17 protein-coding genes are annotated in these 22,003 nt (G+C 71.4%); 14 read left to right on the forward strand and 3 right to left on the reverse strand.

The genetic code is table 11. The annotated features are described in order from the left end of the window. Positions 1–3 precede the first annotated feature (3 nt). The 3 genes from gatA to gatB are packed head-to-tail and all read left to right on the forward strand — an operon-like array spanning position 4 to position 3,266. The gene (gatA, locus tag ACFXI4_RS42090) at positions 4–1,497 is read left to right on the forward strand and encodes an Asp-tRNA(Asn)/Glu-tRNA(Gln) amidotransferase subunit GatA (RefSeq protein WP_362719751.1); all 1,494 of its coding nucleotides are present in this window, start codon (positions 4–6) and stop codon (positions 1,495–1,497) included. Beyond that, positions 1,494–1,736 (forward strand): hypothetical protein, encoded by a 243-nt coding sequence (locus tag ACFXI4_RS42095; protein WP_351323461.1) that lies wholly within the window; start codon positions 1,494–1,496, stop codon positions 1,734–1,736. Before gatA ends, ACFXI4_RS42095 begins: the two co-directional genes overlap by 4 nt. A 15-nt stretch (positions 1,737–1,751) precedes the next feature. Continuing rightward, positions 1,752–3,266, forward strand: a complete 1,515-nt coding sequence (gatB, locus tag ACFXI4_RS42100; protein ID WP_362719748.1) for an Asp-tRNA(Asn)/Glu-tRNA(Gln) amidotransferase subunit GatB — start codon at positions 1,752–1,754, stop codon at positions 3,264–3,266. A gap of 51 nt (positions 3,267–3,317) precedes the next feature. On the opposite strand, the gene ACFXI4_RS42105 is transcribed toward gatB, so the two are convergent. Beyond that, complete coding sequence (locus ACFXI4_RS42105) at positions 3,318–4,115, reverse strand: SAM-dependent methyltransferase (protein ID WP_385002269.1); 798 nt, start codon at positions 4,113–4,115, stop codon at positions 3,318–3,320. Positions 4,116–4,301: 186 nt separating this feature from the next. Between ACFXI4_RS42105 and ACFXI4_RS42110 the strand changes: the two genes are divergently transcribed. From ACFXI4_RS42110 to ACFXI4_RS42130, 5 genes are all read left to right on the forward strand, one after another. Continuing rightward, positions 4,302–4,643, forward strand: coding sequence for a hypothetical protein (locus tag ACFXI4_RS42110; protein ID WP_385002272.1), 342 nt, complete (start codon positions 4,302–4,304; stop codon positions 4,641–4,643). 99 nt (positions 4,644–4,742) lie between these two features. After that, positions 4,743–5,318 (forward strand): GNAT family N-acetyltransferase, encoded by a 576-nt coding sequence (locus tag ACFXI4_RS42115; protein ID WP_385002275.1) that lies wholly within the window; start codon positions 4,743–4,745, stop codon positions 5,316–5,318. Between the two features lie 35 nt (positions 5,319–5,353). Beyond that, on the forward strand, positions 5,354–5,965 hold the full coding sequence (locus tag ACFXI4_RS42120; RefSeq protein ID WP_385002278.1) for a hypothetical protein: 612 nt from the start codon (positions 5,354–5,356) through the stop codon (positions 5,963–5,965). Positions 5,966–6,163: 198 nt separating this feature from the next. After that, positions 6,164–6,355, forward strand: coding sequence for a hypothetical protein (locus ACFXI4_RS42125; protein WP_385002281.1), 192 nt, complete (start codon positions 6,164–6,166; stop codon positions 6,353–6,355). A 185-nt stretch (positions 6,356–6,540) separates the two neighbouring features. Then, the gene (locus tag ACFXI4_RS42130) at positions 6,541–9,603 is read left to right on the forward strand and encodes an AAA family ATPase (RefSeq protein ID WP_385002284.1); all 3,063 of its coding nucleotides are present in this window, start codon (positions 6,541–6,543) and stop codon (positions 9,601–9,603) included. On the opposite strand, the gene ACFXI4_RS42135 is transcribed toward ACFXI4_RS42130, so the two are convergent. Both ACFXI4_RS42135 and ACFXI4_RS42140 read right to left on the reverse strand, forming a co-directional pair. Next, positions 9,591–10,760: a PQQ-dependent sugar dehydrogenase gene (locus ACFXI4_RS42135; protein ID WP_385002287.1), complete on the reverse strand. Its 1,170-nt coding sequence runs from the start codon at positions 10,758–10,760 to the stop codon at positions 9,591–9,593. The two genes, ACFXI4_RS42130 and ACFXI4_RS42135, sit on opposite strands and share 13 nt — an antisense overlap. Positions 10,761–10,907: 147 nt before the next feature. Continuing rightward, positions 10,908–11,906 (reverse strand): aldo/keto reductase, encoded by a 999-nt coding sequence (locus ACFXI4_RS42140; protein ID WP_385002290.1) that lies wholly within the window; start codon positions 11,904–11,906, stop codon positions 10,908–10,910. 73 nt (positions 11,907–11,979) lie between these two features. Here ACFXI4_RS42140 and ACFXI4_RS42145 point away from each other — a divergent pair, with 73 nt between their 5' ends. The 6 genes from ACFXI4_RS42145 to serA all read left to right on the forward strand — a co-directional run bounded on the left by ACFXI4_RS42145 (position 11,980) and on the right by serA (position 21,959). After that, positions 11,980–12,930 (forward strand): 2-hydroxyacid dehydrogenase, encoded by a 951-nt coding sequence (locus ACFXI4_RS42145; RefSeq protein WP_385002293.1) that lies wholly within the window; start codon positions 11,980–11,982, stop codon positions 12,928–12,930. Between the two features lie 402 nt (positions 12,931–13,332). Next, positions 13,333–16,371, forward strand: coding sequence for a putative bifunctional diguanylate cyclase/phosphodiesterase (locus tag ACFXI4_RS42150; RefSeq protein WP_385002296.1), 3,039 nt, complete (start codon positions 13,333–13,335; stop codon positions 16,369–16,371). A gap of 243 nt (positions 16,372–16,614) precedes the next feature. Next, the gene (locus ACFXI4_RS42155; protein WP_385002299.1) at positions 16,615–18,480 is read left to right on the forward strand and encodes an acetolactate synthase large subunit; all 1,866 of its coding nucleotides are present in this window, start codon (positions 16,615–16,617) and stop codon (positions 18,478–18,480) included. A 21-nt stretch (positions 18,481–18,501) separates the two neighbouring features. Next, positions 18,502–19,026 (forward strand): acetolactate synthase small subunit, encoded by a 525-nt coding sequence (gene ilvN / locus ACFXI4_RS42160; protein WP_362722846.1) that lies wholly within the window; start codon positions 18,502–18,504, stop codon positions 19,024–19,026. A 119-nt stretch (positions 19,027–19,145) separates the two neighbouring features. Further along, entirely contained in the window at positions 19,146–20,144 is a 999-nt protein-coding gene (gene ilvC / locus ACFXI4_RS42165; RefSeq protein ID WP_362722843.1) for a ketol-acid reductoisomerase, read from the forward strand. Between the two features lie 225 nt (positions 20,145–20,369). Then, positions 20,370–21,959: a phosphoglycerate dehydrogenase gene (gene serA / locus ACFXI4_RS42170; RefSeq protein ID WP_385002302.1), complete on the forward strand. Its 1,590-nt coding sequence runs from the start codon at positions 20,370–20,372 to the stop codon at positions 21,957–21,959. Positions 21,960–22,003: the final 44 nt, after the last annotated feature.

Raw genomic sequence — 22,003 nt, forward strand, 5'->3', positions numbered from 1 at the left:
GTCATGACGGACATCATCAGGCTCACCGCCGCCGAGACCGCCGCGAAGATCGCCTCGGGCGAGCTCACGGCCGTCGAGGTCACCGAGGCCCACCTCGCCCGGATCGACGCGGTCGACGAGAAGGTGCACGCCTTCCTGCACGTCGACCGAGAGGGCGCGCTCGCCCAGGCGCGTGCCGTCGACGAGAAGAAGGCCCGCGGCGAGAAGCTCGGCCCGCTGGCCGGCGTCCCGCTCGCGCTCAAGGACATCTTCACCACCGAGGGCGTGCCGACCACCGTCGGCTCGAAGATCCTCGAAGGCTGGATCCCGCCGTACGACGCCACCCTCACCAAGCGGCTGAAGGCCGCCGACGTGATCATTCTCGGCAAGACCAACATGGACGAGTTCGCCATGGGATCCTCCACCGAGAACAGCGCCTACGGGCCGACCGGCAACCCCTGGGACCTCACCAAGATCCCCGGCGGTTCCGGCGGCGGCTCCTCCGCCGCGCTGGCCGCGCACATGGCCCCGCTGGCCATCGGTACCGACACCGGCGGCTCCATCCGGCAGCCGGCCTCCGTGACCGGCACGGTCGGCGTGAAGCCGACGTACGGCGCGGTCTCGCGGTACGGCATGGTCGCCTTCTCCAGCTCGCTGGACCAGGGCGGCCCGTGCGCCCGTACCGTGCTGGACGCGGCCCTCCTGCACGAGGTCATCGCCGGGCACGACCCGATGGACTCCACGTCCATCGACGCGCCCGTCCCGCCGGTCGTCGAGGCCGCCCGCAACGGCAGCGTCCAGGGCATGCGCGTCGGGGTCGTCAAGCAGTTCCGCGGCGAGGGCTACCAGCCCGGCGTCATCCAGCGTTTCGACGAGTCGGTCGAGCTGCTGAAGGAGCTGGGCGCCGAGATCGTCGAGCTGGACTGCCCGTCCTTCGACCTGGCGCTCTCCGCGTACTACCTGATCGCGCCCTCCGAGTGCTCCTCCAACCTCGCCCGCTTCGACGGCCTGCGCTACGGCCTGCGGACCGGCGACGACGGCACGCACTCCGCCGAGGAGGTCACCTCCCTCACCCGTGAGGCGGGCTTCGGCGCCGAGGTCAAGCGCCGCATCATGCTCGGCACCTACGCGCTGAGCAGCGGCTACTACGACGCGTACTACGGCTCCGCGCAGAAGGTCCGCACGCTCATCACGCGTGACTTCGAGAAGGCCTTCGAGCAGGTGGACGTGATCGTGTCGCCCACCACGCCGACCACCGCCTTCGCGATCGGCGAGCGCGCCGACGACCCGATGGCGATGTACCTGGCCGACCTGTGCACCATCCCGACCAACCTGGCGGGCAACGCGGCCATGTCGCTGCCCTGCGGTCTCGCCCCGGAGGACAACCTCCCGGTGGGCCTGCAGATCATCGCGCCGGCGCTGAAGGACGACCGCCTTTACAAGGTCGGAGCCGCTGTCGAGGCCGCCTTCGTGGAAAGGTGGGGGCACCCGCTCCTTGAGGAGGCACCGTCGCTGTGAGCAACGCACTGTCCAAGGCCAAGGGCTTCAAGAAGTCGAAGTCCGGTACGTACCTGTCGATGGCCACCACCGTGTTCGGCGCGGTCGGTGTCGCCAAGCAGATCAAGAAGGCCCGCGCCGAGCACGACACGCTCCGGCTGGTCGATGCCACCGTGTCCGCCGTCGCGATCGTCACCGGTTTCGCCCTGCTGTACCGCGAGCTGAAGCGGCTGGGCGACGACGACGTCCTGCTGGGCTGAGAGGGAAGTTTCACCGTGACCACCACGACCGACCTGGTGTCGTACGAGGACGCGCTGGCGTCGTACGACCCCGTCATGGGCCTTGAGGTCCATGTCGAACTCGGCACCAAGACCAAGATGTTCTGCGGGTGTTCGACCGAGCTGGGCGCCGAGCCCAACTCGCAGACCTGCCCGACCTGCCTCGGCATGCCCGGCGCGCTCCCGGTCGTCAACGCGATCGGCATCGAGTCGGCCATCAAGATCGGTCTCGCGCTGAACTGCGAGATCGCCGAGTGGTGCCGCTTCGCCCGGAAGAACTACTTCTATCCGGACATGCCGAAGAACTTCCAGACCTCCCAGTACGACGAGCCGATCGCCTTCGACGGCTACCTGGACGTCCAGCTGGAGGACGGCGAGACCTTCCGGGTGCAGATCGAGCGCGCCCACATGGAGGAGGACACCGGCAAGTCCACCCACGTGGGCGGCGCGACCGGCCGTATCCACGGCGCCTCGCACTCGCTGCTCGACTACAACCGGGCCGGCATCCCGCTCATCGAGATCGTCACCAAGCCGATCGAGGGCGCGGGCGAGCGTGCTCCCGAGGTCGCGCGCGCGTACGTCCGTGAGCTGCGCGAGGTCATCAAGGCGCTCGGCGTCTCGGAGGCCCGGATGGAGATGGGCCAGATGCGCTGCGACGTGAACCTGTCGCTGCGCCCGAACGGCACCGAGAAGTTCGGCACCCGTTCCGAGACGAAGAACGTGAACTCGCTGCGGTCCGTGGAGCGCGCGGCCCGCTTCGAGATCATGCGGCACGCGGCCGTGCTGTCCTCCGGCGGCACGATCGTCCAGGAGACCCGGCACTTCCACGAGGACACCGGTTCCACGACCTCGGGCCGGGTGAAGGAGGAGGCCGAGGACTACCGGTACTTCCCCGAGCCGGACCTGGTCCCCGTCGCCCCCTCGCGCGCGTGGGTCGAGGAGATCCGCGCCGCGCTGCCGGAGATGCCGCTGGCCCGCCGCAGCCGGCTGCTCGCCGAGTGGGGCATCTCCGCGGTCGAGATGCAGGCCATCATCAACGCCGCCGCGCTGGACCCGATCGTCGCCACCATCGACGCCGGCTCCGACGCGGCCTCCGCCCGCAAGTGGTGGATGGGCGAACTCGCGCGCAGCGCCAACGAGTCGGGCAAGGCGCTGGACGAGCTGGCGATCACCCCGGAGCAGGTCGCCCGGGTGACCGCGCTGGTCACCTCCGGTGACCTGAACGACAAGCTGGCCCGTCAGGTCATCGAGGGCGTCCTCGCGGGCGAGGGCACCCCGGACGAGGTCGTCGACAAGCGCGGGCTGAAGGTCGTCTCCGACGACTCGGCGCTCGGCACGGCGGTCGACGAGGCCATCGCCGGCAACCCGGGCATCGCCGACAAGATCCGCGGTGGCAAGGTGGCCGCGGCCGGCGCCCTGGTCGGTGCGGTCATGAAGGCGACGCGCGGCCAGGCCGACGCGGCCCGCGTCAAGGAGCTGATCCTGGAGCGGCTGGGCGTCAGCGAAGGCTGAGCGGCAAGCACGCGGTACGGCCCCGGAGGCATCGCCCCCGGGGCCGTACGGCTATCTGCGGCGCCCGACCACGCGGACGAATCCGAGGGCCCGGCCCTCGTCGGCGCGCACCATCTCCGCGACCCGGCGGGCCATCGTGCGGTGGAACTCCTCCGGGCTCTCCTCGGCGACGATCTCGCACCACAGCAGCCAGTCCCGCCAGCCGTCCGGCTGCCAGTCGGCGGCCTCGACCTCGACGGCGCCGCTGCGCGTCCAGTGCCGGCGCCACCACCCGGCCGAGTGGAAGCACCAGTAGTCGGGTTCCCACCAGGGCTTGAGGTGCTCCGGCGGCTCGGCTCCCGCGCACTCCTCACGGAGCGCCGGCACGACCACACCGATCCGGCCACCGGGCCGCAACAGGCGGGCCAGGGTGGGGAGGTAGAGGTCGTCGGTGCCGAAGTACTGGTAGGCGTCGATGCTCACGATCGCGTCGAAGCCGCCCTCGGCGAAGGGCAGGTCGTGCGCCTCCGTGTGCACGGGCTGCACCCGGTCGGCGAACCCGGCCTCGGCGATGCGCCGGGCATTGTCGTCGGCCTCGATCCAGAGGTCGGCCGCGGTGACCTGGGCGTGGAACTCCCGGGCCAGGAAGACCGACGTCATCGCCCGGCCGCAGCCGAGGTCGAGCACGCGCGCGCAGGGGCGCAGGGCGTCCAGGCCGAGGGCGGGGGCCAGCCATTCCAGCAGCCACAGGGCGTGCGGGCCCATCTGGTTGTCGACCACCCAGCGGGGGTCGTAGGTGTTGCTGAGCGGGTAACGGGGGTGGGCCAGGCGGTCAGCGAGGCGGTCGCCCCCGGTCCTTGTGTCGGACATGGGTGAACGGGCTCCTTGTGATCTTCGTAGTGGAAGGCGATGCGCAGGAGCTCATTCGGACCGTCACACAATGCACCCGCTTCGGTCGTCGGCGAGGGGCCGGCCAAGGCTGACCAGCGGAAGCTAGCAGTTGCCGGCATCATCCGCAGCAGATTTCCTCAGGGACAGGTACTACGCTCGCCCGCCATGACCGCACACCCGCAATCCGACACCGAACCGGAGACGGCCGAGGTGGCGGCGGCCGCGGACGACGAGGATCTTGACGGCGTCGAGGATCCCTGCGAGGATGTCCGCCGGGCCCGCTGGACCGCCACCGTGACCGGCGCGCTGCTGACCCTGATGGGTCTGACCGCCTCCCTGATGCGACTGGGCGGCGGCGTGCCCGCACTGGTGCCGGCCGCCTATGCCGTGGGCTCCGCGGTGTGTGTCGGCGCGGGGGCGCTCGGGGCCCGCGGCCGTACCCGCAGGGCCCTGTGGCTGATGATCCTGGGCGTCATGGTCATGGCGCTCGGGGACCAGTTCGACTGAGGGTCCCGGCCCGGACCGGGATCGCGCCGCCCGGGCCCCGAGCCGCACATGAGAGGCTCGGCGTGCCGGCCGAGGACGCGGTGGAACTGGAGAAGCACGATGTACGCGATATCCCTGGGTGACGACGGCGCCGAACTGCGCCCACTGGAGCCCTGGCACGCCGAGGAATTCCTGGCCCACCTGGAACGCGGGCGGGAGTTCATCGGGCGGTTCATCCCCTTCGGCACCAGGGAGACGGACGTACCCTCCGCGCGGGCCCTGCTCCAGCGGTACGCCGACATGCGCGCCGCCGGCACGGGCTCCCTGCACGGCCTGTGGGCGGGGGACACGCTCGTCGGCGGGGTGCTCTTCCTGAACTTCGACGCCGAGCAGGGGAACACCGAGGTCGGCTGCTGGCTGGAGCCGGCCGGCACCGGGCGCGGACTCGTCACGCGCGCGATGCGGGTACTGCTCGACTTCGCGGTCGAGCAGCGCGGCATCCACCGGATCGAGTGGGTCGCCGCCTCGGGCAACGAGGCCAGCCTGAACGTGGCCCGGCGGCTGGGGATGACCCGCGACGGCGTACGCCGTCAGGCCCACCCCTATGGTGGCCTACGGCACGACCTGGAGGTGTGGTCGATCCTCGCCCCGGAATGGCGTGAAGCACGCGCGCGTGCCGTAGAGAACGATCATTAAGACGCCTCTCAGACAGGATCCGTACGGTGCCGGACATGGGAACCAAGACAGCTGACGAGACCGGTGCCGAGACCGGCGCCGAAGCCACGACCGACGAGGAGAAGGTGAACGTCACCAAGAGCGCCGACGAGGCCGCGGAGGCGGGGACCGAGCCGGAGGCCGAGACCGCCGACGGCACGGACACCGACCTCGACGCGGAGGACCTGGAGGACGACGCCGACCTCGCGGCGGACCTGGCCGAGGCCGAGGGCCCGACCGGGGTCGGCCAGGGTGCCGCCGCCGTCGTCTCCGTCGTGCTCGGTCTGGTCTCCCTCACCGGTGGCTGGATCGGTACCGTGGCCGCCGCCCGCGAGACCCTCATCGGCCAGCTCCAGACCTCGTCGAGCGCGAGCGTCGCCACGCAGGTCAAGGAGGTCTACGGCGACGCCTGGCAGACCACAGCGCTGTGGGCCGGCGCGTTCGCGCTGGTGGCACTGATCACCGGCGTCGTGGTGATCGCCCGGCCCGCCTTCGGTGTCCCCGGCAGGCCGCAGGCACCGTGGATCAAGTCGGTCGCCTGGGCTGGTGTCGCGCTCGGTGTCATCGGCCTGCTGCTGGCCGTCCTCAAGTACTCCGACGCGCTCCTCGGACTGCCCTCGACCAGCTGAGAACGTCCAGGTCGTAAGGGGCCTCAGGTCGTCCGCAAGTACCTTGCGGACGACCTGAGGCCCCTTATGCGCCTCCGGGCTCCGGCGGCCGCCCGAAGATGCGGAACTCTCCCGATGTGGCGCACCCCCCGGGGAGACGAAGGTGGAGGCATCGCGGGAAGCGAAGCCCGACCACCGTCTCTCAGCAGGGAAACCGCCATGTTCGAGTTCGAACTCCACGAGATCCGTACCGCCGAACTGCACCGCAGGGCCGCCGACGCCCGCCTGGTCCGCGAGGCCCTCCGCGCCCGCCGGGCCGCCCGCCGCGAGCAGGCGGCCCGCCAGGCCGCCGTACCGGAGGAAATCCATACCGGCCGCAGCGGCCGGCGCCGGCTGCCGGGCACGGTGTGACCGGGGAGCCGGGCGGCGCCCGCCGCCCGGCCGAGGACACGGGGACCGGTGGCCGTACGGGGGTCGGCCACCGGTCCGCGGGAGGACCGCCGGGCGGAGCGCTGCCGGACGGCCCCCCGTCAGGCCGTACGACAAGCGCACCGGTGCTGTGGAAAACCGCTGCCGTCCGCTCCGAGCCGCATGCGATGCTCTGGCCCGTGGAAACCAGGTCCGTGAGTCCCGTGTTCGTAGGCCGCAGCGACGAGCTGGGGACGCTGAACGACGCGCTGGCCCGTGCCGAGGCCGCCGAGCCGCAGGCGCTGCTGCTCGGCGGTGAGGCCGGGGTCGGCAAGACCCGGCTGGTCGAGGAGTTCGCCGCGGCCGCCTGCCGCCGGGGCGCGGTCGTCGCGCTCGGCGGCTGTGTGGAGATCGGCGCCGACGGACTGCCGTTCGCCCCCTTCTCCACCGCGCTGCGCGCGCTGCGGGCCGCGCTGCCCGACGAACTGGCCGCGGCCGCCGCCGGACAGGAGGACGAACTGGCCCGGCTGCTGCCGGAGTTCGGCGAGGCCCCGGCCGGCCGTCACGACGAGGAGGGCATGGCACGCCTCTTCGAGCTCACCGCACGGCTGCTGGAACGGGTCGCCGCCGAGCGCACGGTCGTCGTCGCCCTGGAGGACCTGCACTGGGCCGACGCCTCCACCCGCCACCTCCTCTCCTATCTGCTGCGCACCCTGCGCACCGGCCGGCTCGTCGTCCTCGCCACCTACCGCTCCGACGACATCCACCGCCGCCACCCGCTGCGCCCCCTGCTCGCCGAACTGGACCGGCTGCGCACCGTCCGCCGGATCGAACTCGCCCGGTTCACCCGGGAGGAGGTCGGCCGCCAGATGGCCGGCATCCTCGCCGCCGAACCCGACCCCGTGCAGGTCGACGAGATCTTCGAGCGTTCCGACGGCAACGCCTTCTTCGTCGAGGAACTCGCGGTCGCCTGGGCCGAGGGCTGCTGCACCGGGCTCACCGACTCCCTGCGCGACCTGCTGCTCGTACGGGTCGAGGCGCTGTCCGAGAGCGCCCAGCGGGTCGCCCGGATCGTCGCCGAGGGCGGCTCCACCGTCGAGTACCCGCTCCTCGCCGCCGTCGCCCAGCTCGCCGAGGACGACCTCATCGAGGCACTGCGGGCCGCCGTCGGCGCCAACATCCTCACCGCCACGCCGGGCGGCGACGGCTACCGCTTCCGGCACTCCCTGGTCCGCGAGGCCGTCGCCGACGACCTGCTCCCCGGCGAACGCTCCCGGCTCAACCGGCGCTACGCCGAGGCCCTGGAGCGCGACCCGGCCCTGGCGCCGTCCGATGCGCGCGTGACCCGGCTGGCCAGCTACTGGTACCAGGCCCACGACCCGGCCAAGGCCCTGCCCGCCGTCCTGGACGCCTCCGTCGTGGCCCGTCGCCGGCACGCCTACAGCGAGCAACTGCGCCTCCTGGAGCGGGCCATGGAGCTGTGGGACTCGGCCCCCGAGGAGATCCGCGGCGCGCTGCGGCCCGTCGACTACACCGGCGTCTATCCTCCCTGCGGCTGCGATCCGGCCACCGCACCGCTGCGCTATCTCGACCTGATGGCGGAGGCGGCGGTCGCGGGCCGCTTCTGCGGAGAACGCGAACGCGCCCTGAAGATCACCAAGAGGGCGTTGCGGATCATCGAGGACGAGGGGGACAACCTGCGCGCGGCCTGGTTCTGGGTGCAGCGCTCCCGGCTGGTCCAGGACCTGGCCCGGGGCGACGGCTGGCAGGAACTGGGCACCGCCCAGGAACTGGTGCGCGGCCTGCCGCCCTCGGAGGTGCACGCCGATGTGCTGGCCACCGTCGCCAACTGGTGCATGCTCCACGAACCCGGCCCCGAGGCCTTCGCCGCCGCCGAACGGGCCGTGGAGTACGCGCGGATGGTGGGCGCCCGGGAGATCGAGCTCAACGCCCGCATCACCCTGGGCTGCCTCATGGTCGACGCGGGAGACGTCGGGAACGGGATGGCGGAGCTGCGCCGGGTCAAGGAGGCCGCCCTCCGGGAGGGTCTGACCGGCGTCGCGGGCCGCGCCTATGTGAACCTGCCCTCCGAGCTGGACTCGGTCGGCCGCAGCGGGGAGGCGGTGCCCATCCTGCGGGAGGGCCTCGTCTTCGCCCGCAGATACGGCCTGCTGGACTCCGAGGTGTGGATCTGGGGCAATCTCTCCGACTCGCTGTACGCGCTCGGCCAGTGGGACGAGGCCGCCGAAGCCGCGGCGGGCGCCCTCGGCTCCGCGGCCAGCGCCAAACCCCGCGGCGCCGGCGCCCTGCGGCTCGCCCACATCGCCCTCGCCCGGGGGGACGCCGGCGAGGCCGCCCGTCAACTGGCCATCGCCCACGAGCACTACGGCACCCACGACCCGATGCCCCAGGCGCTGCTGCCGGTCGCCCGGATCGCCGTCGGCGTCGCCGCCGAGGAGGGCCGGCTCCTCGACGCCCGCGCCGAGCTGGACCGCGCCCTGGGACTCGGCATCCCGCCCGGCACCCAGCGCTACGGCTGGCCCCTGCTGCTGGCCGCCGCCGCTGCCGAGGCCGACGCCCGCGCCCTGCCAGCGGCCGCCGACGGCCGCGCCGAGTTCCTCGACCGGCTGACCGAGGCCGTCCGCAAGCTCACCACCGGGGCCCCGCTCTGGCAGGCCTACGAACGCTGGATCCGCGCCGAACTGCACCGGGCCCGGGGCACCGACACCGCCGCGCTCTGGTCGGACGTGGTCACCGACTTCGAGCGCCTGGACCGCCCCTACGACCTCGCCCGGGTCCGCCGCCGGCTCGCCCAGGTCCTGCTCGAAGAGGCGCCGGGCGAGGACGGACGCGACCGCGCGACGGAACTGCTCAGGCTGGCCGGGGCGGTGGCCGGCCACCTGGGCGCCCGTCCGCTCGCCGACGCGGTCGCCCTGCTCGCCCAGCGCGCCCGCCTCAGCCTCACCACCGGCACCCCGCGCCGGGCCCTGGACCCGGCGGAGAGCCTCGGCCTGACCAACCGGGAGCGGGACGTCCTGCGACTGGTCTCGGCGGGCCGCACCAACCGTCAGATAGCCGAGGAGCTCTTCATCTCCCCGAAGACGGCCAGCGTCCACGTCTCCAACATCCTGGGCAAGCTCGGCGTCTCGGGGCGGGGAGAGGCCGCGGCGGTGGCCCACCGGCTAAAGCTGTTCCCGCCCGAACGCACCGGCCGCACGGACCGCACGGCCACCGCGGGTCAGCGCACCTGAAGTTCCAGGATCCGGTCGTCACCCGGTTTCGGCCGGCCCCGCCCGTCGGTGTTGCTGGTCACCAGCCACACCTTGTCGCCGCCCGCCGCCACGACCGTGCGCAGCCGGCCGTACTCGCCCTTGAGGAAGGCCTGCGGTTCGGCGCCCGCGACGGTGCCCTTCAGCGGGATGCGCCACAGCCTCTGGCCCTTGAGCCCGGCCATCCAGATCACGCCGTGGACATAGGCGATGCCACTGGGGGAGGCGTCGTCGGTGTGCCACTGGGCGATCGGGTTCACGTACTCGGCGTCGGAGGACCGGCCCTCCGCGTCCGGCCAGCCGTAGTCGCCGCCGGGCTTGACGGCGTTCAGCTCGTCCCAGGTGTCCTGGCCGAACTCGGAGGCGAAGAGCCGCTGATGGCCGTCCCAGGCCAGGCCCTGCACATTGCGGTGGCCGTAGGTGTAGACCGGGGAGCCGGGGAACGGGTTGCCGGGTGCCGGGTCGCCCTCCGGGGTGAGCCGAAGGATCTTGCCGCCGAGGGAGTCCTTGTCCTGGGCGAGGCCCCGCTGCCCGCTCTCGCCGGTGCCGGCGTAGAGCATGCCGTCCGGGCCGAAGGCGATCCGCCCGCCGTTGTGGATGAACCCCTTGGGGATGCCCTTGAAGATCGTGTCCGGGGCGCCCAGCTGCTCCCCGGCGGGCTTGCCCCCGTCCCAGAGCAGGCGCACGATGCGGTTGTCGGAGGCCGACGTGAAGTACGCGTAGATCATGTGGTCCGAGGCGAAGCCGGGGGAGAGGGCGATGCCCAGCAGACCGCCCTCCCCGGCCGCGGAAACCCCGGAGACGGTGCCCAGCTCGGTCTTCTTCCCGGTCTTCTCGTCGACCCTGCTGATCGTCCCGTCGTCACGGTCGGAGACGAGCAGCCCGGACCCGTCCGGCAGCGACGCGAGCCCCCAGGGCGACTTCAGCCCCTCGGCGACCGTGCGCAGTACCTTCACCGACCCCTTGGCCGGCGCGGCCGACCCGCCCGCCTCGGCGGACGCGGAGGCGCTCGCGGAGGTACTCCCGGCCCAGGACGGCGCGGGCAGATCACCACCCCCGCCGCCGGACGAGCAACCTGTCGCGAGCAGGAGCCCGGCGGCGGCCGACAGCGCGGGCACAACGTGACGTTGCACGATCATGGTCCTTTCGACGGCTCCTCTTCGCCGACGTTAGTGCAGCGCCCCGCGGGGGCGCGGGACTTGGCCGATATGCGGCTCCGCCGCGCGGGCGCGAGCAGCCACCCCGGTGCCGCACCGAACCACGGGGCGGATCACGGCAATTGCCCGCTAGTCCCACGACCCCTGCGCGGCGGGCAGTGAAGCCAGCTCGGCGAGGTCCGCCGTGGTCAGCCGTATGGCCGCCGCCCCGGCGTTCTCCGTCGCCCACCGGCACTGTTTCGCCCCCGGCACCGAAACCACGTGCCGCCCCCGGGAGAGAACCCACGCCAGCGCCACCTGAGCCGCGGTGACCTCGTCCCCGTGCCGCCGGGCGACCCGCCGCAGCCCCGCCACGATCGGCTGGTTGGCCGCCATCATCTCCGCCGTGAAGCGAGGGTGCCGGGCCCGCACGTCGTCCGGTTCGAAGCCCTCACCGGGCGTGAGCGTGCCGGTGAGGAAGCCGTTGCCCAGCGGCATCGCCGCGAGGAAACCCACGCCCCGGGCCTCGCACCACGGCAGCAGCGACTCCAGCGCCTCCGGCGACCACACCGACAGCTCCGCCTGCACCGCGCTCACCGGGAACACCTGCTGCACCCGCTGCAACTGGCGCAGGGTCGCGTCGTGCAACCGAGCGCCGGACCTACGCCCCCCGCGCGCCCCCAGGGCGCACAGCCCCAGCGCGCGCACCTTCCCCACCCGCACCAGCTCCGCCATCGCGCCCCAGGTCTCCTCCACGGGGACCTCGGGATCGGCGCGGTGCAGCTGGTAGAGGTCGATGACGTCGGTCTGGAGCCGCCGCAGGGACGCGTCGCAGGCGCGCCGCACATAGCCGGGCCGGCCGTTCGCAACGATGTGCTGGTCGCCGACCAGCAGGCCCACCTTGGTCGACACGAAGGCCTCGGCCCGCCGCTGCCTGAGCACCCGCCCCAGCAGCAGCTCATTGGTGAACGGGCCGTACATGTCCGCGGTGTCCAGCAGCGTCATGCCCAGGTCCAGTGCCCGGTGCACCGCCCGCACCGATTCGTCACCGCGCTGCCGTGACCCGCTGTAGGCCCAGCTCATCGGCATGCACCCGAGTCCGACGGCCCCCACCGCGAGCGCCCCCGCGCCGATCGTCCTGCGCTCCACCAGCCCGTGAACCTCCTTCTAGAGCCCCCAACCTAACCTCTGCGCCCCCACGTGCCTGACATAGCCTCCTGGCATGACCCAAGACGCATGGCTGCCCATCCCGCCGAAGGAGTTCCAGGAGCTCCCCGAGGGGCTCAATTACCTCTTCTGGGACGGGGACCAGGACTTTCCCGGTGATCCTGCCGACTGCGCCGTGTATGTCGTCCCCTACATGAAGCCGCAGGAGGTGCGGGCACGGCCGCTGCCGGGGATGCGGAACCTGCGCCTCGTCCAGACCCTCACCGCCGGTGTCGACGACATGATCGCGGCCCTCGACCTCATCGTCCCCGGCGTGCCGCTGTGCAACGCGCGCGGCGTGCACGAGGCGAGCACCGCCGAGCTCGCGCTGACCCTGACCCTGGCCTCCCTGCGCGGGATCCCGGGGTTCGTGCGTGCCCAGGACCGGGGGCACTGGGAGGGCGGCTTCCACCCCGCCCTCGCCGACAAGAACGTCCTCATCGTCGGGTACGGTGCCATCGGCTCGGCCATCGAGGACCGGCTCGTGCCCTTCGAGGTTGCGCGGGTGGCGCGCGTCGCGCGCTCCGGGCGCGCCTCGGCGCGCGGGCCCGTGCATCCGCTCACCGAACTGCCGCGTCTGCTTCCGGAAGCCGATGTCGTCATCCTCGCCACGCCCCTCACGGACACCACGCGTGGCCTGGTCAACGCGGAGTTCCTCGCGCGGATGAAGGACGGCGCACTGCTCGTGAACATCGCGCGCGGGGCCGTCGTGGACACCAGCGCGCTCCTCGCCGAACTGGAGAGCGGCCGCCTCACCGCCGCACTGGACGTCACCGATCCCGAGCCGCTGCCGGCCGGACATCCCCTGTGGCAGGCGCGCGGCGTGCTGATCAGCCCTCATGTCGGCGGCCCCACCTCGGCCTTCCTGCCGCGCGCGAAGCGCGTCGTCACCGACCAGTTGAAGCGTTTCGTGAACCGGGAGCCGTTGCGGAACGTGATCCTTACGACGGGATCCACCGGCAACTGACCGTCACAGCAACACGCGTGCAATCCGCTTCCGGTACGGTCCGCGACCTTCCGGGCGCGGTGCGTACGCGCGTAGCCGCTGGTCGTCACGGAGCGTAGAGAAGCTATGTCCCTGAGTGACGAGACTGGTGTATCGTCCCGACAGGGGCTGCGCCGCGCACCGTTCGGCGGCCGGGGATGGACATTTCAGATTTGTGAGGGGGCGACGGGCGATGCACGGCCTATGGACGAACGATCCGACGCGGCGGAGCCGCCGCCGGCGACCCTGGCACACAGCTGCGCGCAGACGCGGCCACCACACCAGCCATCACCACCACCGCAGGCACAGCGCACGCAGGAGGCACGCCCACCCGGCGCACCGGGACCCGAGGGACGCGGGGGCGGCACGGACCGGGAGGGTCCGGTGACAGCGCCGACGCCCGTGCCGACCACCCTCCCCGGAGCGCTGCGGGCGCAGCCTCCGGCGGGGAAGCCGCGCTCCCGGCCGCCGGTCACCGGCGGCGGGACCGGCGTGGTCCGCCAACTCGTCCTGGCCCTGATCTGCGCGGGATACGCCGTCGGTTCCGCGTTCGACTGGGGCTCGAACCAGATCGCCCTGTTCATGGGCGACTTCGGTCTGACCGCGGCCGCCGGCACCGCCGCCGTGTCGTGCTTCTTCTACGCCCGCTCCCCGCGGGTCCGCTTTCGACCCGCGTGGCTGCTGTTCGCCCTCTCCTCGGCGATGGCGGCCCTCGGCAACGCGGTCTGGGGATGGTACGAGGTCGTGCTCCAACGGCCCGTGCCAAGCCCCAGCTACGCCGACCTGTTCTTCCTGTGCTTCGCGCCGCCCGCCATCGTCGGTCTGCTGGTCCTGGCCAAGCGGCCGATGACCAAGGCCGGCTGGATCTGCCTGGCACTGGACGCCTGGCTGATCGGCGGCTCGCTGCTCACCCTGTCGTGGAGCCTCGCGCTCGCCCAGGCCGCCCGGCTCGACGGGCCCAGCGTCGCGCACACCGCGCTCTCGCTGGCCTACCCGCTGCTGGACATCGCCCTGGTCAGCATGGTGCTCGCGCTGCACTTCCGGCGCTCGCCCGGCAACCGCACCGCGGTGAACACCGCGATCGGCGCGCTCGCCCTGACCGTGATGTGCGACGCTCTGTTCACCTCGCCGCTGCTGCACAGCAGTTACCGCTCCGGCCAGCTGCTGGACGCGGGCTGGTTCGCCGGGTCGCTGCTGCTGGCGTACGCCCCCTGGGCCCCGCCCCGGCATGCGGCGGAGCCCGAGGCGCACACGCGCGTGGTCCACGAGCACGTGCCCGGCGGCCGGACCACGGCACCCCGGCAGCCGTCCGTGCCGGGTGGCGAGCACGGCCGGTACTCGGCGGGCCGTCCCCTGACCGGCTCGCTGGCCGCGCTCACCCCCTACCTGGCCGCCGCCGTGTGCACGCTGGGCATCCTCTACAACGTGCTGAACGGCCGCAGCCCGGACCACGTCGTCCTGATCACCGCCGGCTGCGTGGTCCTCGCCCTCGTCGTGCGCCAGGGCATCATGCTGCTCGACAACATCACCCTCACCCAGGAACTGGCGCATCAGGAGAACCACTTCCGTTCCCTGGTGCAGGGCTCCAGCGACGTCATCATGATCGCCGCGCCCAACGGCATCCTCCGGTACGTCTCCCCGGCCGCCGCCGGGGTCTACGGACGGCCCGCCGAGGAGCTGGTCGGCTCCGAACTGGGCAACCTCATCCACCCGGAGGACCTGGGCTGCGTGGTGCACGAGGTGCGCCGCTTCCTCGCCGGCAGCCCCCTGGAGGAGTCCACCACCCGCATCGAGTGCCGTTTCCGGTCCGGCGACGGCGGCTGGCTCAACGTCGAGTCCACCGTCAACCGGCACCACGGCGGTCTCATCTTCAACAGCCGGGACGTGACCGAGAGAGTGCGGCTGCAGGCGCAGCTCCAGCACAACGCCGAGCACGACCCGCTCACCGACCTGCCCAACCGCGCCCTGTTCACCCGGCGGGTGCAGCAGGCGCTGTCCGGCCGCCGCTCCTCCGACCGGGGCCCCGCCCTGCGGAACACGGCGGTGCTCTTCATCGACCTGGACGGGTTCAAGGCGGTCAACGACACCATCGGGCACCAGGCCGGCGACGAACTGCTCGTCCAGGCCGCGCGCAGACTCCAGGACGCGGTCCGCCACGGCGACACCGCCTCCCGGCTGGGCGGCGACGAGTTCGCGGCGCTGATCGTCGGAGACCACACCCGTGACCGCAGTGCCCGGGAGCGGCACATCCTGGAGCTCGCCGACCGCCTCAGGGTGACCCTCTCGCATCCGTACGCCATTGACGGCAACGATGTCCGTGTCAACGCGTCCATCGGTGTCGCCTTCGCCGAACCGGGCCTCGGTGCGGGCGAGTTGCTGCGCAACGCCGACCTGGCGATGTACCGCGCCAAGTCGGCCGGAAAGGGCCGCGTCGAGCTGTACAAGCCACAGATGCAGCAGGACGTCGTACGCAAGGCGGAACTGGCGACCCGGCTGCGGGCCGCACTGCACGACGGCGAGTTCGCGCTGCTGCACCAGCCCGTGGTCTGCCTGGAGAGCGGCCGCATCGCCTCGGTCTCCGCGCAGGCGCGCTGGCGCTCCTCCCAGGGGGTGCTGTTCACGCCTGCCGAGTTCCTGCGGGTCGCCGAGGACAGCGACAAGACCTCGGAGCTGGACCGCTGGATCCTCCAGGAGGCGGTCGAACAGGCCGCCGAGCGGGCCGCCAACGGGCTCGTGGTGCCGGTCGCCGTCCGGACGTGTTCCCGGCGGCTCCTCGACCGGTCCTCGCCGCTCGGCTCCGTGGAGGCACTGCTCACCCGGCACGGGCTGCCGTCGGGGGCGCTGGTCCTGGAGCTGTCCGACACCGACCCCAGGGTTCCGCTCGACGAGCTGGAGCGGCGTCTGACCGTGCTCAGCCGGCACGGCGTCCGGATCGCGCTGGACGGCTTCGGCAGCGGCTACGCGGCGATCACCGCACTGCGCCGACTCCCCGTCGACATGCTCAAGCTCGACCGCAGTCTGGTCGAGGGGCTCGTCGAGTCGCCCCGGCTGCACAAGATCACCAGCGGGTTGCTGCGGATCGCCGGTGATCTCGGACTCCAGTCGGTGGCCGAGGGCGTGGACCTGCCCGAGCAGGTCACGGCGCTGCGCGCGATGGGGTGCACGCACGGGATGGGCATGGCCTTCTCCGGTCCGGTGGACGAGTACCGGCTGCGCCGGGCCCTGGGATCCGGCCACTATCCGGTGCCGCACGCACCGGCCGAGCCGGCGTTCGCGGGCGCCGCGAGCGGGGAACGGACCATGGACAGGGGCGCGGGGGTGTACACCAGTAGTGTGCCCGCGGTCGCCGGCGGGGTGACCGCCGTGTTCGGAGGCGGCAGTGCCCTTCGCTCACATAATGAGACTCCTGTCCCACCCACTTGACACGTGGTGCGCGTCAGAGGGAGGGTCAGTTCCATGCGCACCCGAATTCTCGTACTTGGACAGCGCGTCGGCTGAGCTGGGAATTGCCGGAGAAGGATCCGGAACCCCCAGCGACCACACCGGCGCGCTCCCCTCGCTTGCCTTACGGCACGAGGGGTTTTTTGTTGCACCAGCACCAGACGTACGGCGGCAGAAATCCGTACGAACCTCGCAAAAACCCTCAGCATCGAGAAGAGAATGCCGATGACCGAGCAGAGCGCCGCGGCCCACCATCCGCAGCCGCGCCCCCGTTCCGGAGGACAGCAGCCCGCCCCCGTCGAGCACGTCTCGGGTGCGAAGTCCCTCATCCGCTCGCTTGAGGAGGTCGGCGCTGACACGGTATTCGGCATCCCCGGCGGCGCGATCCTGCCGGCCTACGACCCGCTGATGGACTCCACCCGGGTGCGCCACGTCCTGTGCCGGCACGAGCAGGGCGCCGGTCACGCGGCCACCGGCTACGCGCAGGCCACCGGGAAGGTCGGCGTCTGCATGGCCACCTCGGGGCCGGGCGCCACCAACCTGGTGACGCCGATCGCGGACGCGCACATGGACTCGGTGCCGCTCGTGGCGATCACCGGGCAGGTCGCGTCCTCCTCGATCGGCACGGACGCCTTCCAGGAGGCGGACATCGTCGGCATCACGATGCCGATCACCAAGCACAACTTCCTGGTCACCAAGGCCGAGGACATCCCGCGGACCATCGCCCAGGCGTTCCACATCGCCTCCACCGGCCGCCCAGGCCCGGTCCTGGTCGACATCGCCAAGGACGCCCTCCAGGCGAAGACCACCTTCTCCTGGCCCCCGGTCATGGACCTGCCGGGCTACCGTCCGGTGACCAAGCCGCACGCCAAGCAGATCCGCGAGGCCGCCAAGCTGATCACCTCCGCGAAGCGGCCCGTCCTCTACGTCGGCGGCGGCGTCATCAAGGCCGGCGCCACCGCCGAGCTGAAGGTCCTCGCCGAACTCACCGGAGCGCCCGTCACCACCACCCTGATGGCGCTCGGCGCATTCCCCGACAGCCACCCGCTGCACGTGGGAATGCCGGGCATGCACGGTGCGGTCACCGCCGTCACCGCGCTGCAGAAGGCCGACCTGATCGTCGCCCTCGGCGCCCGTTTCGACGACCGCGTCACCGGCAAGCTGGACAGCTTCGCCCCGTACGCCAAGATCGTCCACGCCGACATCGACCCCGCGGAGATCGGCAAGAACCGCGCCGCCGACGTGCCGATCGTCGGGGATGCCCGCGAGGTCATCGCCGACCTGATCCAGGCGGTGCAGAAGGAGCACAGCGAGGGCCAGCAGGGCGAGGCGGCAGGGTCGCGGTACGCGGCCTGGTGGAAGGATCTCAACCGCTGGCGCGAGACCTACCCGCTGGGCTACGACCAGCCCGACAACGGTTCGCTCTCGCCGCAGCAGGTCATCGAGCGCATCGGGCAGCTCGCCCCGGAAGGCACGATCTTCGCGGCGGGCGTCGGCCAGCACCAGATGTGGGCCGCGCACTACGTGCAGTACGAGAGGCCCGCCACCTGGCTGAACTCCGGCGGCGCCGGAACCATGGGCTACGCGGTCCCCGCCGCCATGGGAGCCAAGGCCGGGCAGCCCGGGCAAACCGTCTGGGCGATCGACGGCGACGGCTGCTTCCAGATGACCAACCAGGAACTGACCACCTGCGCCCTGAACAACATCCCGATCAAGGTCGCCATCATCAACAACGGCGCCCTCGGGATGGTCCGTCAGTGGCAGACCCTCTTCTACAACCAGCGGTACTCCAACACCGTGCTGCACTCCGGTCCCGACGACGTCAACCCGGACGCCCGCGGCACCCGGGTCCCCGACTTCGTGAAGCTGTCGGAGGCCATGGGCTGCTACGCGATCCGCTGCGAGTCCCCGGACGACCTGGACAAGGTCATCGAAGAGGCCAACTCCATCAACGACCGGCCGGTCGTCGTGGACTTCGTCGTCCACGAGGACGCGATGGTGTGGCCGATGGTCGCCGCCGGCACCTCCAACGACGAGATCATGGCCGCCCGGGACGTCCGCCCCGACTTCGGCGACAACGAAGACGACTGAGCGAGAGAGACGTAACAGACCATGTCCAAGCACACGCTCTCCGTTCTGGTGGAGAACAAGCCGGGCATCCTGGCCCGGATCGCCGCGCTGTTCTCCCGGCGGGGCTTCAACATCGACTCACTGGCCGTCGGTGTCACCGAGCACCCCGACATCTCCCGCATCACCATCGTGGTGAGTGTCGAGGCCCTGCCGCTGGAGCAGGTCACCAAGCAGCTCAACAAGCTGGTCGAAGTGCTCAAGATCGTCGAACTGGAGCCGGGTTCCGCCGTTCAGCGGGAACTCGTTCTGGTGAAGGTGCGCGCCGACAACGAGACGCGCTCCCAGATCGTCGAGATCGTCCAGCTGTTCCGCGCCAAGACCGTCGACGTCTCCCCGGACGCCGTCACCGTCGAGGCCACCGGCAGCAGCGAGAAGCTGACCGCCATGCTCAAGATGCTGGAGCCGTTCGGCATCAAGGAGCTGGTGCAGTCCGGCACGATCGCGATCGGCCGTGGTGCCCGTTCGATCACCGACCGGTCGCTGCGCGCACTCGACCGATCTGCGTAAGGCTGGACACGGGCGGCCGACGGCTGTCGGGCGCCCGTATGCCGAGACCCCGCAACTTCCCTTCCACCCGCCGTCATACGGTGGGACGCACCATCCGTACACCAAGGAGAGAACCCAAAGTGGCCGAGCTGTTCTACGACGCTGACGCCGACCTGTCCATCATCCAGGGCCGCAAGGTCGCGGTCATCGGCTACGGCAGCCAGGGTCACGCCCATGCCCTGTCGCTGCGCGACTCCGGTGTCGACGTGCGGGTCGGTCTGCACGAGGGCTCCAAGTCCAAGGCGAAGGCCGAGGAGCAGGGCCTGCGCGTGGTGACCCCGGCCGAGGCCGCCGCCGAGGCCGACGTCATCATGATCCTGGTGCCGGACCCGATCCAGGCCCAGGTCTACGAGGAGTCCATCGCCCCCCACCTGAACGACGGCGACGCGCTGTTCTTCGGCCACGGCCTGAACATCCGCTACGGCTTCATCAAGCCCCCGGCCGGCGTCGACGTCTGCATGGTCGCCCCGAAGGGCCCGGGCCACCTGGTGCGCCGACAGTACGAGGAGGGCCGCGGCGTGCCCTGCATCGTGGCCGTCGAGCAGGACGCCACCGGAGGCGGCTTCGCGCTGGCGCTGTCGTACGCGAAGGGCATCGGCGGCACCCGCGCCGGCGTCATCAAGACGACCTTCACCGAGGAGACCGAGACCGACCTGTTCGGTGAGCAGGCCGTCCTCTGCGGTGGTACCTCCGCCCTGGTCAAGGCCGGTTTCGAGACCCTGGTCGAGGCCGGTTACCAGCCGGAGATCGCCTACTTCGAGTGCCTGCACGAGCTGAAGCTCATCGTCGACCTGATGTACGAGGGCGGCCTGGAGAAGATGCGCTGGTCGGTCTCCGAGACCGCCGAGTGGGGCGACTACGTCACCGGCCCGCGGATCATCACCGACGCCACCAAGGCCGAGATGAAGCAGATCCTCGCCGAGATCCAGGACGGCACCTTCGCCCGTAACTGGATGGACGAGTACCACGGCGGTCTGAAGAAGTACAACGAGTACAAGAAGCAGGACTCCGAGCACCTGCTGGAGACCACTGGCAAGCAGCTGCGCAAGCTGATGTCCTGGGTGAACGAAGAGGCCTGAGCCGCAGGTGACGGGGCCGGAGCGGATGCTCCGGCCCCGTTGTCCACCCCGTCGAATCTCGGACGGGTGATCCTTCCGCAGAGGCGCAGGACGACCACCACCACGCCACTACACTGCCGTACTACATACGCGTCAGGCCCACAGCGTCGTGCGTCTCCGCGGTAGCCCCCTCCACCGCCAGCGGCCGTCGGGACGGCCGTCCGCATTGGACATGTGAGGACTCACGTGAGCTCGAAACCTGTCGTACTCATCGCTGAAGAGCTGTCGCCCGCCACCGTCGACGCGCTGGGCCCGGACTTCGAGATCCGGCACACGAACGGAGCAGACCGGGCCGAGCTGCTCCCGGCCATCGCCGACGTGGACGCGATCCTGATCCGTTCCGCCACCAAGGTCGACGCCGAGGCCATCGCGGCGGCGAAGAAGCTGAAGGTCGTCGCACGAGCCGGCGTCGGCCTGGACAACGTCGACGTCTCCGCCGCCACCAAGGCTGGCGTGATGGTCGTCAACGCGCCGACCTCCAACATCGTGACCGCCGCCGAGCTGGCCTGCGGTCTGCTGATCGCCAGCGCCCGCAACATCCCGCAGGCCAACTCGGCGCTGAAGAACGGCGAGTGGAAGCGCAGCAAGTACACCGGTGTCGAGCTCGCCGAGAAGACCCTCGGCGTCGTCGGCCTCGGCCGGATCGGCGCCCTGGTCGCCCAGCGGATGTCGGCCTTCGGCATGAAGGTCGTGGCGTACGACCCCTACGTCCAGCCTGCCCGGGCCGCGCAGATGGGCGTGAAGGTGCTCTCGCTGGACGAGCTGCTCGAAGTCTCCGACTTCATCACCGTGCACCTGCCGAAGACCCCCGAGACGGTCGGTCTGATCGGCGACGAGGCGCTGCGCAAGGTCAAGGCGTCGGTGCGGATCGTCAACGCCGCACGCGGTGGCATCGTCGACGAGGTGGCGCTGTACGCCGCGCTCAAGGAGGGCCGGGTCGCCGGCGCCGGCCTCGACGTGTACACGAAGGAGCCGTGCACCGACTCCCCGCTCTTCGAGCTGGACCAGGTCGTCTGCACCCCGCACCTCGGTGCCTCCACCGACGAGGCCCAGGAGAAGGCGGGCATCGCGGTCGCCCGGTCGGTCCGCCTGGCCCTCGCCGGCGAGCTGGTCCCCGACGCGGTGAACGTCCAGGGCGGGGTCATCGCCGAGGACGTCAAGCCGGGCCTGCCACTGGCCGAGCGCCTCGGCCGGATCTTCACCGCGCTCGCCGGTGAGGTCGCGGTCCGCCTCGACGTCGAGGTCTACGGCGAGATCACCCAGCACGACGTGAAGGTGCTGGAGCTGTCCGCGCTCAAGGGTGTCTTCGAGGACGTCGTCGCCGAGACCGTCTCCTACGTCAACGCCCCGCTGTTCGCGCAGGAGCGCGGTGTCGAGGTCCGTCTCACCACCAGCTCGGAGTCGGCCGACCACCGTAACGTCGTCACCGTGCGCGGCACCCTGGGCAGCGGCGAGGAGGTCTCGGTCTCCGGCACGCTGGCGGGCCCGAAGAACCTCCAGAAGATCGTCGCGGTCGGCGACTTCGACGTCGACCTCGCGATCGCCGACCACCTGCTGGTACTGCGCTACGAGGACCGTCCGGGCGTCGTCGGCACCGTCGGCCGCATCCTCGGCGAGGCGGGCATCAACATCGCCGGCATGCAGGTCGCCCGGTCGATCGCGGGCGGCGAGGCGCTGGCCGTGCTGACCGTCGACGACACGGTGACCCCCGGCGTACTGGCCGAGGTCGAGGCGGAGATCGGGGCCACGTCGGCCCGGTCGGTGAACCTGGTCTGACCACGACGTCCACGGGTGCGGGGCGGGCCGAGAGACTCTCGGCC

It is taken from the genome of Streptomyces sp. NPDC059224 (assembly GCF_042754285.1).
GTDB lineage: Bacteria > Actinomycetota > Actinomycetes > Streptomycetales > Streptomycetaceae > Streptomyces.